At 38.9% G+C, this 25225-nt stretch carries 13 protein-coding genes, 1 pseudogene and 2 riboswitches; of the genes and pseudogenes, 10 read left to right on the top strand and 4 right to left on the bottom strand.

The features are described from left to right. Positions 1-14 precede the first annotated feature (14 nt). Together wecB and ACR65M_RS08015 are read left to right on the top strand one after the other, a co-directional pair. Positions 15-1166 carry a non-hydrolyzing UDP-N-acetylglucosamine 2-epimerase gene (gene wecB / locus ACR65M_RS08020; protein WP_440273055.1) on the top strand — a complete coding sequence of 384 codons (1152 nt, stop codon included), beginning with the start codon at positions 15-17 and terminating at the stop codon, positions 1164-1166. A 405-nt stretch (positions 1167-1571) separates the two neighbouring features. Then, positions 1572-4718: an FIMAH domain-containing protein gene (locus ACR65M_RS08015; protein WP_440273054.1), complete on the top strand. Its 3147-nt coding sequence runs from the start codon at positions 1572-1574 to the stop codon at positions 4716-4718. A gap of 66 nt (positions 4719-4784) precedes the next feature. Here the strand turns inward: ACR65M_RS08015 and ACR65M_RS08010 are convergent, their stop codons facing one another. Then, positions 4785-6170 (bottom strand): SGNH/GDSL hydrolase family protein, encoded by a 1386-nt coding sequence (locus tag ACR65M_RS08010; RefSeq protein ID WP_440273053.1) that lies wholly within the window; start codon positions 6168-6170, stop codon positions 4785-4787. Positions 6171-6758: 588 nt separating this feature from the next. Between ACR65M_RS08010 and ACR65M_RS08005 the strand changes: the two genes are divergently transcribed. Together ACR65M_RS08005 and ACR65M_RS08000 are read left to right on the top strand one after the other, a co-directional pair. Then, the gene (locus tag ACR65M_RS08005; protein ID WP_440273052.1) at positions 6759-9890 is read left to right on the top strand and encodes a S8 family serine peptidase; all 3132 of its coding nucleotides are present in this window, start codon (positions 6759-6761) and stop codon (positions 9888-9890) included. Positions 9891-10253: 363 nt separating this feature from the next. Beyond that, a complete protein-coding gene (locus ACR65M_RS08000; RefSeq protein WP_440273051.1) occupies positions 10254-13274 on the top strand; it encodes a fibronectin type III domain-containing protein in 3021 nt (1006 codons plus the stop codon). Positions 13275-13367: 93 nt separating this feature from the next. Here the strand turns inward: ACR65M_RS08000 and ACR65M_RS07995 are convergent, their stop codons facing one another. Next, complete coding sequence (locus ACR65M_RS07995; RefSeq protein ID WP_440273050.1) at positions 13368-13937, bottom strand: hypothetical protein; 570 nt, start codon at positions 13935-13937, stop codon at positions 13368-13370. A gap of 227 nt (positions 13938-14164) precedes the next feature. Next, positions 14165-14250: riboswitch (cyclic di-GMP riboswitch) on the top strand. A 476-nt stretch (positions 14251-14726) separates the two neighbouring features. Continuing rightward, positions 14727-14813, top strand: a riboswitch (cyclic di-GMP riboswitch). Positions 14814-14866: 53 nt separating this feature from the next. Between ACR65M_RS07995 and ACR65M_RS07990 the strand changes: the two genes are divergently transcribed. The 6 genes and pseudogenes from ACR65M_RS07990 to ACR65M_RS07965 all read left to right on the top strand — a co-directional run. Further along, a complete protein-coding gene (locus ACR65M_RS07990; protein ID WP_440273049.1) occupies positions 14867-15031 on the top strand; it encodes a hypothetical protein in 165 nt (54 codons plus the stop codon). Between the two features lie 290 nt (positions 15032-15321). Further along, a complete protein-coding gene (locus ACR65M_RS07985; protein WP_341333153.1) occupies positions 15322-16914 on the top strand; it encodes a transglycosylase domain-containing protein in 1593 nt (530 codons plus the stop codon). A 39-nt stretch (positions 16915-16953) separates the two neighbouring features. Beyond that, entirely contained in the window at positions 16954-19161 is a 2208-nt protein-coding gene (locus ACR65M_RS07980; protein ID WP_341333152.1) for an O-antigen ligase family protein, read from the top strand. 138 nt (positions 19162-19299) lie between these two features. Beyond that, the gene (locus tag ACR65M_RS07975; protein ID WP_341333151.1) at positions 19300-20469 is read left to right on the top strand and encodes an LPXTG cell wall anchor domain-containing protein; all 1170 of its coding nucleotides are present in this window, start codon (positions 19300-19302) and stop codon (positions 20467-20469) included. 89 nt (positions 20470-20558) lie between these two features. Next, complete coding sequence (gene srtD, locus ACR65M_RS07970) at positions 20559-21122, top strand: class D sortase, LPxTATN-specific (RefSeq protein WP_341333150.1); 564 nt, start codon at positions 20559-20561, stop codon at positions 21120-21122. 193 nt (positions 21123-21315) lie between these two features. After that, a pseudogene (locus ACR65M_RS07965) lies at positions 21316-21669 on the top strand (GDP-mannose 4,6-dehydratase); the annotation flags it as partial. Between the two features lie 451 nt (positions 21670-22120). On the opposite strand, the gene ACR65M_RS07960 reads toward ACR65M_RS07965, so the two are convergent. Further along, entirely contained in the window at positions 22121-22693 is a 573-nt protein-coding gene (locus ACR65M_RS07960) for a hypothetical protein (RefSeq protein ID WP_440273048.1), read from the bottom strand. A 1428-nt stretch (positions 22694-24121) separates the two neighbouring features. Further along, entirely contained in the window at positions 24122-25141 is a 1020-nt protein-coding gene (locus tag ACR65M_RS07955; RefSeq protein ID WP_341333148.1) for a DnaD domain-containing protein, read from the bottom strand. Positions 25142-25225 lie beyond the last annotated feature (84 nt).

The following is a 25225-nucleotide window of genomic DNA, read 5'->3' as shown; positions in this document are numbered from 1 at the left end:
AAAGGAGCAATGAAATGAACCAAAAAGTGAAGGTGATGACTGTTTTTGGCACGCGGCCTGAGGCGATTAAGATGGCGCCGGTCGTTAAGGAACTTGAGAAGCACCCACATACTATTACCCCAATTGTGACTGTGACGGCCCAGCATCGAAATATGCTCGATCAGGTTTTAGATGCTTTCCAAATTAAACCTCATTATGATTTGGATATCATGCAGGAGCGGCAAACGCTCACCAGCATCACAACTCGAGCCCTCACTGGGATTGATGAAATTTTGAAAAAGGAAAAGCCTGATATCGTCTTAGTTCACGGGGACACGACGACTACTTTTGCAGCGAGTCTAGCCGCTTTTTACAACCAAATCAAAGTTGGACATGTGGAGGCCGGTCTAAGAACTCACAACAAGTACTCTCCGTTTCCGGAAGAAATGAACCGCAAAATGACAACAAGCCTAGCTGACTTTCATTTTGCTCCGACTCAAAAATCAGCTCAAAACCTGCTTGACGAGAATATTCATGACCACCAGATTTTCATTACTGGCAACACCGGCATAGACGCACTAAAAGTAACGGTCAATCCATCCTACGAGCACCCAATCCTGAACAAAATCAGGAGCAATCGCCTTCTACTACTCACAGCCCACAGACGTGAAAACCTTGGCGAACCACTGAAGAATATTTTTAAAGCGATAAAACGAATCACGCAAGTCCATGATGATGTGGAGGTCGTCTATCCTGTCCATCTCAACCCAGCCGTAAAAGATGCCGCAACAACTATACTCGGAAACAATGAAAGAATCCACCTAATCGACCCACTACCCGTACTCGATTTCCACAACTTTGCAGCCAGAACACATCTGATTTTAACCGACTCAGGCGGCATCCAGGAGGAAGCGCCATCGCTCGGCGTACCTGTACTCGTCCTTAGAGACACAACCGAGCGCCCTGAAGGCATAGAAGCCGGAACACTCAAACTTGCAGGAACTGACGAGCATTCAATCTTCACACTAGCACACGCACTCCTAACAGACCCGATAGAATATGAAAAAATGGCTCGAGCCTCGAATCCGTATGGTGATGGAAATGCAGCAAAAAGAATTGTTCAAGTAATAATCGATCAATTGAAAAAAAAGGAACCCGCGCTTGGGTCAAGGGGACAGGTACATTGACCCAGGAAGGACAAGGGACCTGTCTTTGTGTCCCACATTAGCCTATCTTCCGAGCAGAGTTGCTCATTGAAGATAGGCTTTTTTATGTGGATAATCATTATTCGAAATTAAAAACTAATAGAAAACTAGGATGATATACCTATTATAAGTACCTAGGACTTATGTAGGGGCTTTTATAACCGCCATCTCGACCCCTCCCTCTACCCTCTCTTAAAGACACCATAAAGACAATTTATCGACTTATTATGGACTGTCCCTGTTAGAAGGTGAACTATATAATTAGTTCAAGACTCGGAATTTTCACCAAGGAGAACACCATCAATTCTTTTTTAGGGGAGGTATGTGAAGTATTCACAAATGAATACGCTACCATCTTTATTTTTTTAAAACGAAGGGAGATCTACTATGGGGAAAAAACGTTATCGCAAATTGTTCACAAGTTTCCTAATTGCAATGTTAATCGCTAGTTTCTTCCAATTCAGTGTAAGTGCTGAAGCAAGTCAGGACGAGACGGTGGTTGCAAAATTGAATGGTCGTGGTTTTAAAGAGGTACAGAATTTGGGTACGCCTGCTACAGGTGCTGTTGTGACAGATGCTGTATTTGGGAAAGAGAGTGGAGAAGACGTTGTCTACACAACAGCAAATGGAGGATTATTTAATGTCATTGATGTGAAAACCAATACGGTTCTCTTTAATGCGCAACTAGGAAAAGTAAGCCAGGTTTGGACACATATTATTGCTCCTGATGGAACGGTATACATTGCTGGATTGGCAGAAAGCAATGCGGGTGAACTTTGGAGCTATTCACCAGAAACAAAGTCTGTTAAGAATCTAGGGATTCCGGATGCGAGCCATCAATTCTGGAGCAGCACAGTAGACGACCAAGGAAACGTCTATATCGGAACCTACAAAGAAAAAGAAGGTAAAATCTTCAAATACGATGTCACTCAGCAAAAATTTATTGATCTCGGAAAAATAGATGCCGAGGGTGACGCGAGTTATGTACGATCGTTGACTTACCACGATGGTTACCTCTACGCAGGCCTTGGGGTTACTGGAAGTGTGTACCGCATCAACACGGAGACTCTAGAAAAAGAAAATATCACGAAAAATGTAGCGGATATCATGGGGAGTACACTTGAAGAAATGCAGTTCGCCTATGATATGGAGGTCGCTGGAAACTACTTATTTGTACGATTTAGTGGTGTGAGTGCGATTTTGCTATATGATTTAACGACGCAAGAGTGGGTTGACCAAGTAATCGGTGGTATAAAAGGTGATGGTTCTGAGGACGACTTTGGAGCTTTTGGATATTCTCAACTAGCTGTAAATGATGGCAAAACATATGTAATTAACGAACGCCATATTTTAGAGGTTGATGTAAACACATTAGAAACAAGGGAAACAGGTATACGTTATCCTGCCGGATGGCGAGGTAGTGCATTCGTTGATTTTAGTGACGATGCCACGGATTTACGACTTGTTACGGTCAAAAGAACTGGAGAAATCATGACAGTGGATTTGGACGCTCAAAAAATCATCGATTTACCTTTAGCGATGAATGGGAATGTGCCGATCGCTTTACATAGTCTTGGACTTGGTCCTGATGGGAACCTGTACATGACGACCTACCCAGGGGGACCAAAAGGGGCAAGGTATAACACGAAAACAGGTGAAGTTACGACGTATTCACAAGGCCAAGCAGAGGGCATGATTGCTGGAAATGGCTCAGATATGTACTTCGGTATCTACTCTGGAGCGTCTATTCAGAAGATGAATACAGATACGCTAGAAGTTGAAACACTTTTTAATTTATATGATGAATATGAACAAGACCGTCCATATATCATGAAATTCGAAAATGAAAAATTGTTAATCGGTACAATTCCATACTATCAAAAATTAGGCGGAACGTTTACTATCTATGACCCTATTACAGGTGAACGAGAGACGCATAGAAATGTAGTCCAAGATCAAAGTATTGTAGGGCTTGCTTATAAAGATGGAAAAATCTATGGATCGACTACCATTCGTGGCGGATTAGACATCGAACCAACTGCGAAAAAGGCAAAAATGTTTGTGTGGGATATCGCAGGTAAGAAAAAGATAACTGAATTTGAATTAGACTTCCCAGAATTGGATGCACCACCAATGATCAGCGGGTTAACGTTTGATGAAGATGGATTGTTATGGGGAGCCGTCGATGGAATTTTATTTGCGATGAACCCAGATACGTACGAAATTGTAAAATCAAAAAATCTATATCCAAATATCAAAAATAGAGGAATGTGGCGACCAGTTCATATTTTATTCGGAGATGATGGCTTGCTGTATACGGATATTGGCGGAAAACTAGCCGTTGTGGATCCGAAATCAGACGACCTCAAGCATGTAAGCTTAATCGAATCAGGACCTGAAGTATCGTTTATCGAACTTGCCTATGATAACGAAGGCAATCAAAATATTTATTTTATCGACGGTGACAGCTATTATTTAAAAATGATTCCTGTCATTGATGGTGGGAAACTACCTGTTGTACCTATTTACGAAACCGTTCCCGTTTCATTTGAAAACGAAGGATTTGAAGGAACAATAGGAGAAAACAATTCGATTCCGGGTTGGTCGTCTTTATTTACCGTAACTAGTAATGTTTCATACGGGGTAACGAATGAAAAGGCCAAAACAGGAAACAATTCTTTAAAAATCACGGATAGATCTCAAAATGAAACCGTATTTGTTGTATCAGATCCGATTCCGGTGACAGCTGGTGTGGAATATACGGGTTCAGTTGAAATGTATTTAGAGGATGGCAGTGCAAGCTTCTTCATCCGTTATTTCGATGCAGCGGGTAAGCAGGTTGGTAAGGATGTGGATGGTGTCAATATCATTCATGTGAGGGGCGGACACAAACAGTGGCAAACAGTTCGTGCAACAGTCACAGCACCTGAAAATGCTGTTTCTGTTAGATTGTTTGGAGGAGCTTCTAACTTCTTTACAACGTCAGGCGCCTATTACGATGACTTCAAATTAACGTATGAGAGAGAAGTTGTACTAGATAAAGTTGTTATTTCGGCAGAGGATACGCTTCTTCAAGGTAAGGAGATGGAAACTGACCTTTCTGTCCTCCTAACAAATGGAGAACAGGTCGATTTAGATGAAGTTGATGTAGAATGGGTAAGTAGCACACCTCAGGTTGCTACAGTAGAGAACGGTAAAATTACCGGTAAAAATGCAGGAACTACTGAGTTACAGGCAATCGTGACTTATCAAGATGAAGAATACACATCGAATAAGCTTACAGTGAAAGTTACAGTCACTACAGCTACATTAGCCAAGCAAATTGCAGAGCTTGCGGAATCAAATCAAATCGAGCACTCACTAATGAAACAACTAACAAACCGATTAGAACAAGCCCAGCATCATTATGATAAAGGCGATGTGCAGCAAGCAAAAAAGCACTTGCAAGACTTCACGAAGCACCTAAATAATAGTAATGCTGCGAATGATATTAAAGAAATGCTCAACAACAACGTAAATGCAATTTGGGAATAAGCGGGGCGGGACCTGTCCTCTGTCCCACAAAAAAGCCTATCTTTCGATAGAAAGATAGGCTTTTTATTAAGCTGTTCTATTTCTTCTCACGTACACAAACAATAAGGCTGAGCCGAATAGAAGAGTTGCGATTCCAATCGCAAGCATATTATAGAGTGGACTTGCAGTGTTAGGTAGCTTTGGACCTGATTTTGTTTCTGTTTTTTCAGGTGTTACTTTTTGCTCATCCTTAACAGGCTCTTCTTTTTTAGGATCTTCCTTAGGGTCTTCTGCTGGTGGCTCCTCATTCACTGGAGGCTCTTCAACAGGAGGTTCCTCGACCGGCGGCTCCTCTACTGGAGGTTCTTCCACAGGCGGTTCTTCAACCGGTGGAACAATATTTTTCACCTCAATGGAAGCGACCTTCTCCTCACCATTTCCGCTCAACACATAAACTGTGTAGAATCCATTTTCAGTTACTTCAAACACTGGATTGTCTAACGCAATTTCATTACCTTCTGTTTCAAAATCCTCTACAGGCAATTCACCCGGAAGCCATTTTAACTCCAAGACTTCTTCGTGGTTTGTAGCAACATTTATTGTGACAGGGCCTTCAGTAGAATCCGTCGGTGTAGCAGTTAATAGGATTTCCAGTTCAGGAAGTTCTGGCGGCAACAATGAAAGTAATACTTGGTCCGCTAATGCAGCCAATGCCTTTTGGCCATCAACGGTAGGGTGTACATCAGGAAAAGGTAGAATGTAAGCAGCTTGTTTTCCATTATAAGCCGAATAAGCATCTACTAAAAACGTTCCAGGTACACTAGCTGCAACTGGTGCGATTACCTTTTGATTCACATTTGTGATAATCATTTCGCCCATCGTATGTAAATTCGGCACGATTTGTTCGATATGTGCACCAAATGGGTTATAGGCGTTATAGAAGAGAATTGGCGCCTCTTGATTCACCCCACGAATGGCACCCATTATTTGTGCGAGATTACTAGCTAATTGAAGAGAAGCAGCTTCAATCTTTTTTGTAATTTCCGCTATTTTTTCTGGAGTTAACGATTGTCCTTCTTTAATGAGCGTCGAAACGTCGGCCGCCTGAAGCAAGTCATTGTTTCCGATATTTAGCGTAATGACATCAGCTTGAGCGATTGCAGGTAGATACGATGGATCACTTGTAAACTTAGCTAATAAATCGCTTGAAGTCCAACCAGGAGTACTCAAGTTTGTGACATCAAAGCCACCATTTAATATATAATTCGGGAATGCATGTGAGGATGGCTTTGATTTATCTGCATTCTCCCCCTCATAGAGATTCCATCCAAAGGTGATTGAATCACCGAGTGCTACTAGAGATGGCTTGTCCACCGGTACTTCGTCAGCAAACGCCATAGGTGCTACTACAGTTTGAAACAATAAAACGAGTAAAAATAAGATACTAAGTTTTTTCTTTTTAAAAAAATGCATCTAACGTCCTCCTTCTTTAGTAATAGAGTTATAGTCTTTTATAGTTTATTTGTAATTTTCAGAACCATCAATGTAAACCGTTCGCTAAATTCATACAAAATATTACAAAAAATTGTATTTTCTTTGTTGAAAATCGACGAAATTCAGTGGGACAAGGGACCTGTCCCTCCATCCCAGACATAGCGAGAATGAAATTCGAGCGGAGTATGGCATGTTTTAAAGGAAAGGGACAGTAAAGTCTTGACCTTCCATTCCCCTTAATCTACTACCTGTACCCACAGCACTTCATCCCTTTACACTATTGCAGGGTCAAGGGACCTGTCCCTTTGACTCATTTGTTTATCCTTCTATTGGACTAATACGACAAATTGTAACAAAACTCACGCTAGTTTTGGCTGAATTTTCCTATGACTTTTAGCGCTAGTTCCATAAATAGTAATTTAGTATAGTTTGAATATCCCGAAAATTTTGTAATGTTTTGGGGTCGAAATTTCCGTGAGGGGGGACTATTTAGAAGATTTACTAGTCTTGGAATTTCATGGGACAAGATGGCAGGTCTAGTGTCCCGATTTAAAAGGGAGGATGAAAATGGGGAAGAGAATCACGGCATTATTACTAGTTTTACTATTAGCATTTAGCGGTAGCGCGTTTGCGGTTACGGGTGGCATTACGCCAGCTCAGCTAGATGCACAGAAGCCAAAACAAGAAAACACCGATTTAAAAGCGACAAATCTACAAAACATCGATCCTGATCAAGAGGTTCGTGTCGTGGTAGAAATGGAAGGCGATGCCCCGGTTGAGGTAGCAACAAAACAGGGGAAAAAGTACGATAAGCTTTCAAAAGGTCAAAGAAAACAATTAGAGAAGGCTGCAAAAAACAAAAAAAAGACAGCTAAAGATAAAATCAAAGGGAAGAAAATCAACATTAAATATGAGCAAGAATTCGATGCGATTGTGAACGGATTCAGCGGTAAGGTAAAATATGCGGATATCGCTAAAATCGAAGAAGTTCCTGAAGTAAAAGAAGTTTACATCGCAACGGAATACAAAATTCCAAATGAAGAACCAGATATGAAATACAGTAAAGAGCTTGTTCAGGCTCAACAAGCGTGGAGAGACTACGGTTTCAAGGGAGAAGGTATGGTAGTCGGAATCATTGACTCTGGTATCGACCCTTCTCACAAAGACATGATCCTATCTGATAATTCAACAGCAAAACTTACCCAAGCTGAAGTCGGCAGCGACATCTCTGAATTCGATCTTCCAGGTAAGTATTGGAATGAAAAAGTTCCTTATGGTTGGAACTACATGGATGGCAATGATGATATCCTCGACGATGATGTCGACACTGGCATGCACGGAATGCACGTTGCTGGAACAGTAGCTGCTAACGGTGATGAAGAAAACGGCGGCATTAAAGGTGTAGCTCCAGAAGCACAATTACTTGCTCTGCGTGTATTTGGTGAAGGAGTGCCATCAACATATGGCGATATCTACATCAAGGCAATTGATGATGCACTTAAACTAGGTGCAGACGTTCTGAACATGAGTCTTGGATCGACAGCTGGATTCGTAGATTCAGATTCTCCTGAGCAACAAGCAGTTAAGCGTGCGGTTGACAATGGAGTGGTTGTGTCCATTTCAGCTGGTAACTCTGCGCTCTTTGCAGACGGATATTTTTATCCATATGCTTCAAATCCTGATTATGGGGTTGTAGGTTCACCAAGTGTTTCCTTTGATTCGATTTCAGTCGCATCTTTTGAAAATACATTCCTAACCACAGACCAAGCGACAGCTAAAATTGGTGAAGGTGACGCAGAACCGGTTGCATTCTTATCTGCAGGCCAAACACCTCCTGAAGTTGGGACAAGCTTTGAATTAGTTCATGCTGGTATTGGAGCACCTGAGGATTTCGAAGGTAAAGATGTAAACGGAAAATTTGCGTTAATCCAACGCGGTACTTTAGATTTCGTTACAAAAGCTCTAAACGCTCAACAGGCTGGAGCAGCAGGGGTTATCATCTACAACAATACGGATGGAACTGTAAATATGGCATCAGACCAGGCGATTACGATTCCACAATTATTTATGTTAAAAGCAGATGGAGACCGCTTTGCAGCAGCACTTCAAGATGGACAAACTGTAGAAATCGCATTCAATGGTGAAAAAACGTCTCTACCAAATGTGGATTCTGGAAAAATGAGTGCGTTCACTTCTTGGGGTATTACGCCAAACCTTGATTTCAAACCAGAAATCACAGCACCAGGTGGACAAATTTACTCAACGGCTGACCATAATGAATACCAAACGATGAGTGGTACATCAATGGCAGCACCGCATGTATCTGGCGGATCCGCACTAGTATTAGAACGTGTCGACCAGGAATTTGGTCTTCAAAATGCAGACAGATCTAAGTTTGCTAAAAAATTATTATTAAACACAGCAAAACCAGTTGAGTTTGACGGAGCACTTGTTTCTCCACGTCGTCAAGGTGCAGGTTTAATGCAACTTCATGCAGCATTATCAACTCCTGTAACGGTGACGGATTCTACAACTGGCGAAGCTAAGGTAGCGCTTAAAGAAGTAAAAGGAAATACAGTTACATTCACACTAACAGCAGAAAATCACTCTGATGAAGCAGTTTCATATGAAGTAAGTGCAAATGCACAAACAGACACGCCTGTTAATGGAGGCGGTGTGTTAGTATCAGCACCTAACTTATTCGGTGCTACGGATTTAGGAAACATTGCAACAGTTAACGGTCAAGCTACAAGCACAATAGAAGTACCAGCAAACGGTACAAAAACATTTGATGTATCGATTGATGTGAGTGACGTAGATGCAGATTTAAAATCAATTTTTACAAATGGCTATTGGTTAGAAGGTTTTGTAAAATTAACGGACCCAACTGACACAAATCCAGAATTAGTTGTACCATATGTTGGCTTCAAAGGCGATTGGACAGCAGCACCAATCTTTGACACGCCAGCTTGGGATCCGACATCATTCTATGGAAATACAGGTGTTCTAACTCATACGGGTGGAGGCAACTATAATTTCTTAGGTGTCGACCAAGCGACAGGTGATCTTAATCCAGACCTTATCGCGATATCACCAAATGGTGACGGAACAAATGACAGTGCAACTTACCTATTCTCGTTAGTACGTAATGCAAAAGATTTAAAACTAAGCGTAGTAAATAAAGATGGTAAAGTAGTAAAAGAAATCGCATCTGAAGTGGATGTACGTAAGAACTATTATGACGCTGGCAGAGGAACAATGTACTACCTCATCTCCGACTGGACATGGGATGGTACAATGCATAACGGCAAAAAAGCTCCAGATGGTCAATACTTCTTACAAGCGGTTGCGACTCTTGACTATGAAGGTGCAAAAGCGCAAACTCTAACATTCCCAGTGAAGTTAGACGTAACAACACCTAAAGTAAAAACAAAGCTAGAAAAAGACGGTAAAACAGTATCAGTCGATGTTTCAGACAAAACAAGTGGCATTGCTTCTTGGACAGTATTAGTAGACGGTCAATCTGTTCTTGAAGCACCATACGTAAACGGTGAAACACAACACGTCTTTGCTGACGCACTAGACAAAGGCCAAACCGTAACAATCGTTGCAGTCGACAACGCAGGTAATGTAACAACAAACGACGTAAAAATCGGAAGCAAAGGCAACAACGGAAACACAGGAAACAAGAAAAACTAAATAATGCGGGGTGGCCCAGCGGTTTGTCCAACCGGGTCCAGGGCTAAGTACCAAGAGGTCTTTTCCCTACCAATAAATTCCATAAAAACTAGCAATCATATCATTGATTGCTAGTTTTTTTGTCTCTTAATCTGCTATAAAACTAGCAATGGCCTAGTTCCAAAAATTGCTATAACGCAATCCTTCCAGATGGAGGCGCAACACCAACTTTGAGTCACGGGGACAGGTCCCTTGTCCCAAATATTTCACCCACCGAAATATGTTAAATATAGGAAAAATTATATATTATTTTCATAGTTGCTAATATATAATAATCTGGATGGTTTTCTATTATTATGGTAATTCCGGTAGGAGGAAGAAAGAATGCGTAATCGAAAATGGCTGCATGTAAGTATGGTCCTAGTATTACTGCTTTCGCTCGTGAGTCCATTGACCATCAGTAAGACTCATGCGCAAAACAAGCTAAGCCAAGTAAGTTTGACAGAAACAGAGAATGGCATTACGTTATCGTGGGAAGCGTCACTCCCACAAAATGAAGAAATCACAAGCTATCAACTTAGTAAAAATGGACAAGCGAACAAAATAGAGCCAACTGTCCAAAATGTAAATGGAGACATCAAACAGTACTCATATGAGGACACAGAAATTGAGCCAAACACCACTTATACATATGAAATCACAGCAGTGACTTCTTCTGAAAATCTACTAACAAGTGAAAAAGTAGTGTTCAATTCTGGAGAACCTCAGCAAGAAAATGGCGAAAAAACGGAACAGGAAGAAGTAGGAGAACCGACTGAGGCAGCAGAAACGCCAGAAACTCAAGATTCAGTAAAAGCTTCAACTACTCCAGAAACACAGGAACTTGTTGAGCCAACAGAACCGCCTGCAGTGGAAGTTACAAAGGAACCTGTGGTAACAAATATCAAAGTTTCCACTAATAATGGAAACATCCCATGGGAATTTGATTTCTCTATCATAGGAGTTAGTGAAAATGTAACAGACGTCGAATACTACGGTTACTTAGACGATGAGGGTTATTTTGTTGATTTTGACAAAGAGACTAAGAATCTAGAACTACCAATCGGAACCTATGAACTTAACACATACAATGGTTCAACGGACGAAGAGATCACAGCTGAATTCAAGGTGGAAAGTGAGCGCGACTACCTGACAAATCCAATTGAGATTCTTTTAGACGATGAAAAACTAATCATTAAAAAGGAATTGTACGTTGATGGCGTTACAGAAAAGTCCATTTCAATCTCTTGGGAAGAACCATGGGACGAGACGGATTTTGATAAATACCGAGTGTACCTCGATAACGAAGCAGTAGAAACGATTACAGATCCATATTCTACAACTTACACGTACACAGACCTTTTACAAGAAACTGCCTATCAATTAAAAGTTGAATTTTTCTACAAGGATGGCACCATTGAGACAATCGAAGCCGAAGCGACTACGACTGCACCACCTGCAGGAGAAAAGGTCACATTTAAAGATGAAAATCTAAAAACGGCCGTCGCGGATGCGTTAAAAATCTATCACCGTGACATCCATGTGGATGATATGGAAAGATTAATATCGCTTGATGCGAGCTATTTAGAAATCAATGACTTAACTGGACTTGAGTGGGCAACAAATCTTGTAGACCTTATGTTAAGCGGTAATGAAATCAAGGATATAGCACCAATTAAAAATCTGGAACAACTTGTGTACCTTGATTTAGATGTAAACCAGATTTCTAGTATTGAAATCCTAGCAAACTTGGAAAATCTCGATTCAGTTTACGTAGCATATAACGAACTAGAAGATATCAAAGTGTTGCTTGAATTACCGAATTTAACTTACGCAACTGTGTTTGGTAACCCAGATCTTGATTTTACAAAAGGATCTAAGGACATGGAAGTCATTAAAAAATTGTACATAAATGGCGTCTATATAGAGTGGAGCGACTTTGAGCACGAGATTCAAGTAACCGATGTAACGGAATCTACAGTTGAAGTGGAGTTCAACTTTTCAGAAGTAGTGGATAACATTACAAAATTCATTATCTATGTAAATGGTGATCAAGTTGGAGAAACACCTGTATCTAAGCCATTTTACAAGCTAACAGGTCTTGCACCTTTAACGGATCTTGATATCAGTGTTGAAGGAGTGGACGAGGACAGCTTTATATGGGGAAATGCTTATACGTATGTATCAACGCCACCGACTCCATCAGGCGACCCAGTTCAATTTGCTGACCCAGCTTTAGAAGAAGCGGTGAAAGATGCGTTACGCATTCATTCACGTGTTATCGTTGAAAGTGATTTAACCATTTTAACAAGTCTTGATGCATCAGACAGAGGCATCACTGACTTAACTGGGTTGGAACAAGCGGTACATCTTGAGGAATTGACATTAGATTCAAATGAGATCACAAACCTTGAGCCACTAAAGAGTCTAACGAATCTAGCCTATTTATCAGTAATCAACAATAACATCTCGGATATTACTCCTTTGAAAAATTTAACAAACATACAGATGCTGACCCTTGATTGGAATAATATTGAGGATGTTGGGGCTATATCAGGACTTACAAACCTATTATTTGTATCATTACAGAACAATAAAATAAAGGATATTTCCGCATTAGAAAACGTAAATATCGAGTACCTTAACCTGGGATACAATGAAATTACGGATATTTCTAGTCTACTAACATTACCGAATTTAGTGTTTGTACTAATCCTGAATAATGCACTTGATCTCACGCCGGGTTCTGAGACACTATCAATCATTAAAGAACTTAAGGAAAAAGAGGTACTTGTATTCTATGAATACGTCGATATTTCCATTGACCGAGTTTCAGATTCAGAAATCGAATTAAGCTGGAAGCCTGTCACAACCGATGATTTTGAAGACTTTACCTATATAGTTTTTGTGAATGGGGAAATGGTGGTAGAAGAAACAATGGATACAAGTTACCTATTAAGGGACCTTACGCCTGATACAGAATATACCATCGAAATCATGGGATATGACGAAAACAACGAGGAGCGCTTCATTCTTGGAACAACTCTAGTCACAACAGAAGCTGCGGTGGATAAGCCAGATGAAGAAACAGATCCTGAAGTTGGAGAAACACCTGAAGAACAACCAGGTGATGACCAAGATGAAGTAACAACCCCAGGTAAAAATAAAGAGAATGGCAACACACCAAAAGAAACAAACGATAAAAATCAAGACAAAAAGAACGACAACAAGAAAAACGATGACAAGAAGCTTCCAACAACAGCAACAAATAGCTACAACATACTACTAGTTGGTCTCCTTTTACTTGGAGCCGGAATCATCGCCTTTACTGCAACACGCAGAAAACAAGCGATAAAAAAACCATAAAAGCCCTTTGCGACCTCGCAAGGGGCTTTTTAATCAAACGGTGGGACATCGAACCTGTCCGCTAACCATCAAGTGTGAGTTTTGAATCCAACATTATTCCCCCGCCTTTTCACCATAAATAATCTGACCATCTCCGTCATAGACAGTAACGTCAACTGGCAATTGAACGTCATTCTTAAAAATCGCATACCAAACCCACAAGTTATCACGTACTAAAAAACGGTTTGGTTGGATGTTGCCTTCACTATTAATAACGATCGTCTTTGCACCATCCTCAGCAAATCCATAAATGATGGAAAAATCCTCTTGGACATGATTGTCAGCCCGCCAATTAATCGGACCTCTTTCAACTTTCTCTTCATTGAACTCCTGAAAGTCCATTATGGGGTAAATAAACTTCTTAAAATCAGTAAACTCTTGGTTAGTTAATACGGGAATGATACCAGAGCTACTTTCAATAAAAACTAGGTTTGACCGAGCATCAAACATAAGAATTCTTTGGCAGTCACCGAATTGTTCGGTTACCTTTTTACAAATGCTCTCTTCTAATGATGTTGTTGGAATTGCAAGGTGGGTAGGTTCACTTGAGCGGAATGTAAAAAAATAAAGAATGAAAAAGATACCTAAACAGGATATGGCGATAACAAATATTCTTTTGCCCATGTCAATTGCCTCTCCGTTCTTATATTTATGTAGTTTTATTATAAACCACCAGTTCCCTCCATTACGATCAAATTCACGACTAGTGGCAAGGTTTAATAGCTGCTAAATTTCGAGCGAAAACGACAAAAACCTACAATAAAATCATCTTTTGGATCTAAAATAGTCCTAAAGTCCCTTTTAATAGATTCGCAATCTAGTCTATAGTAATAATGAAGCATACATAAATCGTACGATAACGGCAAAATCATTGAAAGATGGTGACGCAAAACTAAAGGGGCTAAGGTCTTTTGGACTACGCCAGCCAGTTCCCGAACACGAAGCTCCGTCGATTTATGATTACAACAAATCGGAAGGAAAGATATGCATGAAAAGAGTCATTTATAAAGCGAGATACTTTTGGCACAGCATACAATTTAACAAGAATCGAGCACTATTAGAGGATTGCCTTTGTCAAGAATTGAAATCTAATATCGAATCAAAAATGCACTACCATGAGCGTGCGGCTATTAACTACATAGCCAAACTATAAAACCCCTATAAATGTAAACAACAAACCAAGGTCCCGATGATCTTGGTTTTTTTACGTTCTATAGAGTTTCAAGCAGGCCTCAACCCGCATTACCGCTCCTTCCTACCTCACCAAACCTCTGGGACACGGGACCTTTCCCTCTCCACGCTGGTTGGCCTCTGTCCCATACTACAAAAGCTGTATTTGCATTGAAAATAGAACTTAAGCCCCTTTGGCAGATGTACACTCTATTTTATAGTGGTGATAGGGCATACATAAATCGTACGAAACGGCAAAATCATTGAAAAGTGATGACGCAAAACTACAGGGGCTAACGTTTTTTTGGACTATGCCAGCCAGCTTCCCTTCCGAACACGACTCCGTTGATTTATGTGTACACAAATCGTAAGGGGAGATATGCATGAAAAAAATGATATACAAAACAAAGTATTATTGGCATACCTTTCAATTTAGCAAGAATCGAGCGTTATTGGAGGATTGCCTCTGTGAGAATCTCAAATCTACTATTGAAATGAAAATGTACTATCATAAGCGAGCAGCATTCAATTATATGGTAAAGCTATAAAACTCCTAACCAAAAAGGACCCAGGAAGAACATACTTCCTGGGTTTTTTGCGCGCTTTTGGGACACGGGACCTGTCCCTCTGTCCCTATCTCACAAAGGTCTGTTATGAGGATTATGGTAGTGAAGTATATGATAGTAAAAGGCTTGTCACATTTAACAAAAGAATAAAACATGTATGTTGTTAGTGAGAAAAAAGTACCAGAACTTTTTGTAAGAACTGGTACTTTTTTAACATTTCTTTGTCATTTTATTGTAGTATATTGTTAGATTTTGTTTTTTGGGGGGCAAAAATGAAAAAACATAAGCGATTATTACTAATTGCTGTTACAGGTAGTGTATTCGTATTCATCATATTTATATTCAATCAAGTCTTGGAGGTCAATGAAAATCTAAAAAGTCCAACAAGTACCATCCTTCTAGATAACAATGGTGAAGAAATAGTAGAGCAGAACAATACATGGATACGTTCTGAGGATGTACCGGAACTTATTACTACATATATGAAAAAAGAAAAGGATAACCTGGAGCAACTATTATATCCTACCCAAACGATAAAGAGACTACTAACAAGCGTAATCATGATTACATATTCGAAAGACGAAACATTCGAAGTCTACATAAACAAGGCCTACCTCGACAATGGAATAGTAGGTTTTGAAAATGCAGCAAATTATTATTTCGATAAAAGGTTAAAGGATACATCCGTTATGGAACAGATCTATCTCTTATACAAATCTAAAAATATTGAATCACAGAATATCCAGGTTGATTTAGAAAACATGATTACGACTCTAGTCAACGATAACTATATCGAAACAGACACCTATCAATCTGATATTCCAGAACTGTTAAAAGGTTTACACCATAAGAACACATTTGCTCAAACCTATGTGGATCTTGCATCCGATGAGTTAAGAGACATATTTGGCCAGGAGGAAAGTGAGATTTTCCGAAAAGGGTACATCATTACAACAAATCTTAATCGCGATCTTCAGCTTCACCTATATGATTCTTTTATGGATCAGAAAACATTCCCCGAAAATGAAAACACATTTGTAGAAGGCGGGATGGTCGTCCTTGAAAGTGAAACAGGGGAAGTAGCGGGTCTTATGGGTGGTCGTGAATATCAGTTGTCTACGTACAATCATTCAACTGATACAACTCGACAGCCTGCATCAACCTTTAAACCACTCATCGCTTATGGACCCGCGATTGAGCTAGGTTGGAAACCTGAAGACACGCTAGAGGATAAGCCGCTATCGTTTAATGGATATGAGCCAAAAAATCATGATGGTACATTTCACGGTGAAGTTTCACTCCACGAAAGTCTAGTTATGTCCTATAACGTTCCAACGGCGTGGTTACTGTACAAAATAGGGTTAGAAAATGGCCTAGCATACATCAATAAGTTTGATTTGTTTGAAATTGACCCGACTGACGAATATAAACTAGCCCTAGGATTTACAAGGGTAGGAACCTCTCCACTAGCGATTGCACAAGCATATACATCATTTGCTAATGAAGGTAAAATGGTGCACGCCCAAACCATACAACGTATTGAAACACAAAGTGGAAAAGTGAAATACAAAACAAATGTCAAGAAAACGAAAATTTTCGAGAAAGAAACAGCTGATACAATGACCTCTTTGTTACAGGATGTCGTGCAGGAGGGTACAGCTGATAATGCCCAAATTTCAGGCCAACAGATTGCTGGAAAAACAGGAACGACTTCTTTTGATGGCTGGTTTGTTGGATATAACGAAAAATATGTGGGAGCAGTCTGGATGGGTCCAGATGAAGTCGTGCCAGAAAATAGAATGTGGTTTGGATCGTCTCCATCAAGTTTGTTTAAACGTATTTTTCAAGATTTAGGAGAAAAATGAAACTGAACTTCTATGTAAGTTGTAACGGAGGATTTATTTATGAGATGGTTTACCTTTGTCATATTGGCATTATTATTCATTCTTACTCCCTATCAGAAGGGTTTGTATTTTGCCAAAGACTTTTATCCAATCAGTATATTCGTGTTAACTCTATTTCTTGTGCTTTTCCTTAGATGGATTCTTTATAAGGAAGTAGCGCAATTAAATTACGTAATCATAATTCTATTATTACCTTTATGTTACTTACTCCCTCTATTTTTTGCAGAGAGTCCAAGAGGTGCTTGGGATTCCATGATCAGATGGACAACCTATACAGCCTTTTTCCTTGGTCTCTATTGGGCAACATTGAGCCATGAAATCAAAAAGTGGATGCCAATCATCTTTAGTTTCACGGGATTGTGGATTTCATTCCATATGCTTTTTATCGACTCTGGGTGGATGTCATTCAAGAATAGTTTTATAGCGGGTCGTTCTTCGGGAGTTTTTCAATATCCAAATACATTTTCAATGGTATTGGGGGTCTTTTTCCTCTTTTCACTTGTAATGCTGACAAAGCGGAAACTTCCTTACAAATACATTGTCTTCTATTCCATACCATTGGTTCCGCATCTTTTGAATGTTCTTTTGTCAGAATCAAGAGGGATGCTACTAGTTCTTCCATTTGTTATATTTTTAGGTTTATGGCTACTATCAATAAAACAACAAGTAATTTATCTAGCAATTTCAATCATTTCTTCACTTTCGGCAATTTTAGCATATAGAATCATGACAGGTAAAGAGTCAGTCCCCCTTAGTGTTTGGGCGATTCTACTACTATCACCAGCAATTACTTTCCTTGTGGTATATCTACTAGATAAGGCTTTAGAAAGGAAAGAAGTAAAACCAGTCTTTCGCTTTATCGTTCCAGCACTCATTCTAGTCATCGGAATTGCTGGGGTTCTGGATATAAAAAATGATGGTCTTGTTTATCAGGCTTTGCCTGGAGAACTTCAGGATAGAGTGGACAATATTAACTTAACGACAGCGTCTGCCGCAGAAAGATTAAACTTTTTAGAGGATGCGGTGACGATGAGTAAAAGTTCCCCCGTTATTGGGCTAGGTGGGGAGGCTTGGGGTGCTGTTTATAGACAATATCAACAAACCCCCTATTTGTCGAATAAGGCACATAATGGGTTTGCAGAATGGCTAATAGATACGGGCTGGCTCGGCTTACTACTTTTTATTGCTGTTTTTGGTTATTTTCTAGTAAATATATTCCGGTCCATATTGAGAGAAAAAGATAATCCAATCTATATCGCTGTTTTGCTTTCTATTCTTACTATTTTTGTTCATAGTTTTATAGATTTTAACTTTTCCTACGGGACAGTTTGGTTACTTGTCTTTTGGTTACTCATTATGGCAACTTCCACACAAGTAACGGAGGAAATAAAGGTACCAAAAAGACTTTCTATAATATGTGTCTCTCTGTTTACCTTTGTTGTAGCGGTATGCTTAGTGTTCACGTTCCAATTTATGCAGGCTTCACAAGACTTTGAGCAGTCGAAACTGACAAAGACTCTCGATGCAAAACAAGTGCTGTTGGAGAACGCGGTACGTAAGCATCCACAAAATACGAAATATCTATTCGATCTTAGTGATGTCTATATTCAATCACTTAAGTCGAAGGGGTCGGAAGTAGAGATAGTGGAAAAGCTAAAGGCCCTTCTTGAGAGGATGGTAATCTTAGAACCAAATAACTCAAGTGTGCTAGTCAAAGCCGCGACTACATATAACAGGCTTGGGGACTTTGATAAAGCGATTGCCTATTATGATGCAGCATTAGCAGTTGATCGATATAATACGAAGCTATATGAATTAAGCATGTCCGCGAAGATAAATCAGGCAATCAAAACGAATAATCCAAGCTTAGTAGAATCTGCACTTCATGATTATGAAGTGATGAAACACGAGCATCAGCTAATCGTTGAAAGTTCCTTGCCTGCAGCCTTTAATAGCCGCAAGTTTGGTTTAACACCTGCGGTGCATTATCAAGCGAGCCTAGCACACTTCAAAAATGAAAATTATAAGGAAATAATAGATATCTATAATGAAATCGAAGAAAATTCTCTTAATCTAGCGGCAATAACTGCCCTAGCCTATTATCGAATCGGTGAAATAGATAAGGCTAAAGAACTAGAGAGAACCCGAGATTCAGCAAAAATCGACAAAGAAATCCAACTTTTGATTCAGAAATTTACAGGAAATTGATGTAAAATATGGACAAATAGTAAAAAAGTAGTATATATTAGTAAATGTTGGGATAATTGGTATTTCCAAATAGTTTAATAGAAGGAGGTGTGGAAAGTCTCGTACTATAACATGTATTGTTTATAGGGGGAAATGGAAATGAAGAAAAAGCTATCATTTATTAGTGGTTTAACAGCATTTAGTTTAATAGTTGCACCTTTTGCAACTAGTACATTTGCAGCTGAACATGAAGATAATTCAACAGTTGTAAATAATGTATACGAAGTACCAGCTGATGTGTACGGCGTGAGAGACGTTGTATATGGTGGTGACGTAACAGATGAAGTATACTATGGTGATGTAACTGACAACGTATACGGCGAAGAAGTAACAGACAATGTGTACGGGGAAGACGTTACTGACAACGTATATGGAGATGGAGTAACAGAAGATGTATACGAAGAAGTAACAGACGATGTGTATGGAGAAGATGTAACAGATAACGTATATGAAGAAGTAACAGATGATGTCTATGGCGACAATGTTACTGACGATGTATACGGTGAAGAAGTAACAACAGACGTTTATAATGCAGAAGCTGTCTTACAGACAAATGACAAAGGTGAGCTTGTACTTGATTATTCCGCACACACTGCTGTTAACGTAACTGTAACAAAAGAAAGCATTGAGCAATTATTACAAGAAAGTCCTAACACAAAATCGATTACACTTAACATTGGTGGAGCAGTAGAGGTTCAATTACCTGTTGCACTTGCTATGCAAGGTTTAGAATTAAATGCAGAACCTAGAAATGTAAAAGGTGCTGTGTCAGTTGTTTATGATTTTACGTTAGTGAATCTAGAAACTGGGAAAAATATTGATTTCAAAAATAATCCTATTACCTTAACGTTCCCTATTACTGGAAAAGTGAATAACTGGAATGACTTAAGTGTTTACTTTGTTAAAGAAGGTAAATTAGTAGAAGAAGCTTATAATGTAACGATTAATAAAGCGACTAAAGAAGTTACTGCTCAAGTTGTTCACTTCAGTGAATATGGAGTATTTGAGGTTGCTTCTGCTCCAGCTGATACAGACGAGTCTTCAGATGACAAATCTACAGCTGGAACAAAAGACAATACATCTACTACAACTAACGATTCAAATAAAGGGTCAGTAGATAATACTTCTGATAGTAACACAAACAAAACGACTGAAGGTCACAAGCTTCCAGTAACTGCAACTAATAGCTATAACCTATTAGCATTTGGTTTACTGATTGTTGCAATTGGTGGAGTTCTACTTTTCGTAAGAAACCGTAGAATGGCTTAATGACATATCTATAATAGAAAGAACAAGGGGATCTACTTGGTATTCAAGTGGATCCTTTTTCCTAAATAAAAGGTACATGGAGGAGTGGGATGGGAAAATACCTCATTTACCTCATATTAGCGATTGGCATCGGTGTAATTGGATATGCATCATGGGAAATCATGCACTCCAAGGCAGAAGCGAATGAAACATATGAGGAGGCAAAAAAGGTCATAGAGGAACCTGTAATAGAAAAAAAGAGAGAAAGGTTTGTTCCTGAACAGGGGGAAGTTGTTGGTCTCTTAACCATACCAAAAATAGATGCGGATTTAGCGATCATAGAAGGCACAGACCCAGATGAATTAGGGAAAGGGGTAGGACATTACAAAGGGGCCTATTACCCTGATGAAAATGGACAAATTGTATTATCAGGCCATCGTGACACAGTATTTAAGCATATTGGAGAACTAGAAATTGGCGATGAAATGAAAGTCGAAGTCCCATATGGTGATTATTCCTATAAAATCAAGCATACCGAAATTGTCGATGCAAATGATATGACAATCATTACACTTCAAAACGATGAGGAAGAACTAATCGTGACGACTTGTTATCCATTTGGCTATATTGGTGATGCGCCTTATCGATATATCATCTACGCAGAAAGAATGTAATTTCTACATGAATATCGGAATTTAAAATAAAGCCCCTCAAAAAGTGAGGGGTCAACTCATTCAAACTTCTGAAAATATCCACATCCACTGCACGCTCTTCAAATCTGTTGCTTCGTAGTAGGGTTTATGTAGTAGACTTCATCATGTCCGCAAACGGAACATTCCATATCATGTAAAACTTCACGGGGACCAAAGATTATTTGGGAATGATTATTCAACAGTAGATGGCACAGGGGTAAGAGATTATATACATGTACTAGATCTTGCTGAGGGCCATGTTACTGCTCTGGAAAATCTAACAGAAGGTGTTCATGTATATAACTTGGGAACCGGAAAAGGTACTAGTGTACTAGAATTAGTGAAAGCTTTTGAAGAAGCTAATGGTATTGAGTTTCTCTATGAAATTGTGGAACGGAGACCTGGAGATATAGATAAGTGTTATGCAGATGCTTCGAAAGCAAAGCGAGAACTAGGCTGGGAAGCTAATCGTGACCTTATTGCAATGTGCAGGGTTGCTTGGCGGTTTGAGAATAATTATAAGGAATAAAAAGTATTCTTTACAATTTAGATATTGCTGTATTTAAGTCAGTTAAAACTAATGGATGTGGAACTTTGCATAAAGGATTGCAGGGTACCACTTTTTTTGAAAAAACATTAAATTTTGGAGAGCAAATTTAATATATAGTTCTATTAATAGAAGGGGAGATGTTAAATTTTTATTAGGGAAAAACATCACCATCTAAAATCATTTAAACATCAAAAACAAAGTTGTTTTTTAAAACACTTTTTACCTTCTATGAATCTTAGACAGACTAATTAAATATCTGTACTAAACCTTTAGAATAGTAATAATTACCTTCATAAACGAAGTTAGAATTATAGTGATAGCTGATATCTTCAATATCCGTCTGAAGTAAATTGTACTAAACTAATTTAAATATCAAAAGGAAGAGAAAGTTCTCTTCCTTTTATTAAAGGAGAGGGTACGCTTAATAAAGTTATGAACAGTCTTGTTGGCCTATTTTAGCGATCAATTCATCAGCTAAATCCAACATTTCTTTGAATTTGCTTCGCCCTTTCGTCTTCACGTTTTCATCATTACAGTATTTTGTCCAAAGCTCATTGTTCAGTATTACTGAAGTAGTATCAGCTGGTGATACAAACGGCAGTGAACTAAAGCCTGGTTCAAGTTTGAATTGCCATTTAGGATTATTCTTGTCACCAAAATAGTAGAAAAACGTGAAGTTGAAATAATGCGCTAAATACATGTGGTTGGCAAGTTGAAAACGGTTCAAACAACCGAAGTGCTTTTTGTGTTCTTGCCCTAGTGCTTGACCTAAATAAAGTCCCTGAGCATCCATGTCCCCTAAAGGAATCGGAAGCCCTTTACCCATTTTTTTTAGACACCACATATTTTTCATAGCCTCTAAGGGTGAGCCCAAACCAATAGGAATGTCAGCAGCATAATCAACAAGAATGTTCTTTAATCTAAGCGATTCCAGTAAGTTAGAGAAGTCTTTCGTTTTTTTCACCATTAAGACTACGTACTCTTCTTTTTGTTTTCTATTCATCATAATCATCCTCCAAAAGATTGTTTTCGGAGCAATGCTTTTGGAAGTGATAAAACAGTGAATAAAGAAAAATACCCGCTCCTCTTATTACATTTTTTTACAAAAAATGATAATTGTATACATGGAGAGTACTGCAAACAAAACATAAAGTCGATATTTGTTAGAAATTTAATAGTCTACTTGCAACAAAAGGTTCATATCGTTTAGTAATCGGAGCAATGCTTTTTGGTAATTGGGTAACCAAGTAGGAGAATAATAAGAAGTAAGTTTTATTATGTAAAAATAAGAACGAGGAACAATGGTGTACAAGTGGAGAGAATGAAGAGTGCCATAACCAAAAGGTTATGGTTCTTTTGTTGCGAATAAAAATAGCGAGAAGTGACCCATACAAAGTAAAAAAAATAATATGTAAATAATAATCACTTGTAACCGATACACAAGGAACAATCTCCAGAGAAATCGGTCCATCTTTAATATACCTATGGTTAAATTTGAACAATATAATACGTGATTTGTGTATTATTTTTAGAGGGTTCTACTGTTTGAAGTTTTACTTCATTTCAGCTCTAGGAGCAAATATTAGGATTTAAGTTCTTATAAATTCCATTCAACCCAAATCTACCTGTTTATTGCAAAATAAAAGTAAAGACCTTTGCAACAGAAAATGAAGAGTCCTGCACTTTATTTTATAAGTGCCTATAAAAAGACTTGCCAGTCACCCCAAGTCCCACTACATTAATTGTGTCAAGAAATTTGGTAGTGGAGGTAGAAAGGATACTAGCAATTTCTGATATTAATTGAATCAAACACTTACTTAACAAAAAGGATTACCAATAACGAAAATTAAGGAAACTTTAGAGATTAATTGGAGGAAAGCTAAAAATTATGCTGACAAAGATCAGTTACATAAATCAAAGATCAAGAAATCTAAAGTTGGGGCTAGGCCTCCAAAGAGGTAAAGTTTTATAGTGTTAAAGTAAATTAAATGGTGACGTGGAACTAGTAATTTTTTGTGTTTTTTTGTATCGATGGGCGATATACGCTACGATTAAAACGCTCATGTGCGAAGAGAGAGCCATCCTATTAGTGAGATGTTTGAGTTTAGAATAAAGGTTTAACAGTATAAGCAACTCTTTAATAGTGTTCAACAGGAAAGGGGTTGGCCACATTTTTTTTTTGATTCGTTTCCTGGGCGATATATGAGAATGTGGTACCAGAAACATTAGAAAATTTCCCCTCGTCCCCAATAAATATTACTATTTTTCAAATTTCAACAAATTCCCGGGAAATATCTACAAATTATGAGTAGATATCGACAAATAAACTAGTATGAAATGTAGAGAATTGAGGTTACAACGGTCGCCAAGAACAAGAATTTTAGGTTGCATTATCACTCTGACGTTTGCAGACAGGGGAACAGGTCATTTTTCAGTATCCTAACGTATTTATATCACCATCTTCCCTAGGCTTTTTAAGGCGTTCCTCAAACAATCTTTTTTTCTCTTCGAAGCTAGGAGTATGTACAGGTCCTTTGCTCTGATCACGAGTATGAAACCAGTCAGGAAGGAATTCTTGTCTGGTAGTCTTTTTCATAGTTGGATGCTTCGCTTGATGTTTATAGGCAAGCCGTGCAGCATGTACATCATCCAGGGATTGATAGCCTTTATCCACCCAATCTCTTAGGACAGCTTCTACATAATTCCAGCGCTTCGATGAATTTTCTACAGCAAGTTTCATAGCTTCAATCACGAGTTCGTCTGATAAGTCATTACACCAGGCCTTAATTTTATCAGCTAGAAAACTTCCGATTGTACCAAATCCATTTTGCTCGAAGAATCGGAACGGGTCTTCTTTTTCATTGGTTTGCTGTAATTCTTTTGAAGAAGAAGAAGTCTCTGATGTAATCTTTGTAGTAATCTCTGTAGTAATCTTTGGTATAGGTGTGATCAAACTGAACTCCTCGACGTGCCAAGTTGGACTGCTCGACTGTTCGATTTGAACACATGGGCTGTCCAGGTTGAGCACATCGTCTGCTCTATCTAAACATTCCACTTGTTCAGGTTGGTCTGATGGAATAAGTTTTTCCTCCAAGGAAGTAAGGTCCTCGCCAAAACCCTCATCCTTTAATTCATTCAGATTCTCATAATTTATCGAGTACCATTTCGTTTTGTCTAGTTTCAATCGATTGAAGTTTTGTGAGGTTAGGTAGCCTTTGTTTTCTAGTTTAAGAATTGTTCTTCGAATCGTGCTTTTTGAGAGGAAAGGAATTTGTTCGACCAACTGATCATAGGTGAGATATACCCATTTTCGATTAAGTTTGATATGTTTGCTACGTTGGAGCCAGTAGTGGATCTGTTGAAGGATAATACTTTCATTCGTACCGAGCAATTTGGCAAGAGTCGGTACAACAATTATTGGTCGTTCATTCAGTAGTATATTTCCAGACATGTTCGTTCATCCTTTTTGTTTTAATTTGAGGGAGCGGGACAGTAGTTTCGCATCCAGGGGGTTTTTATGTTCAGTTTGCTGCGT

The sequence above is a fragment of the Ferdinandcohnia sp. SAFN-114 genome (assembly GCF_059415045.1).
The sequence above is the reverse complement of the archived record's forward strand: the minus strand, read 5'-3'. Positions and strand labels throughout refer to the sequence as shown.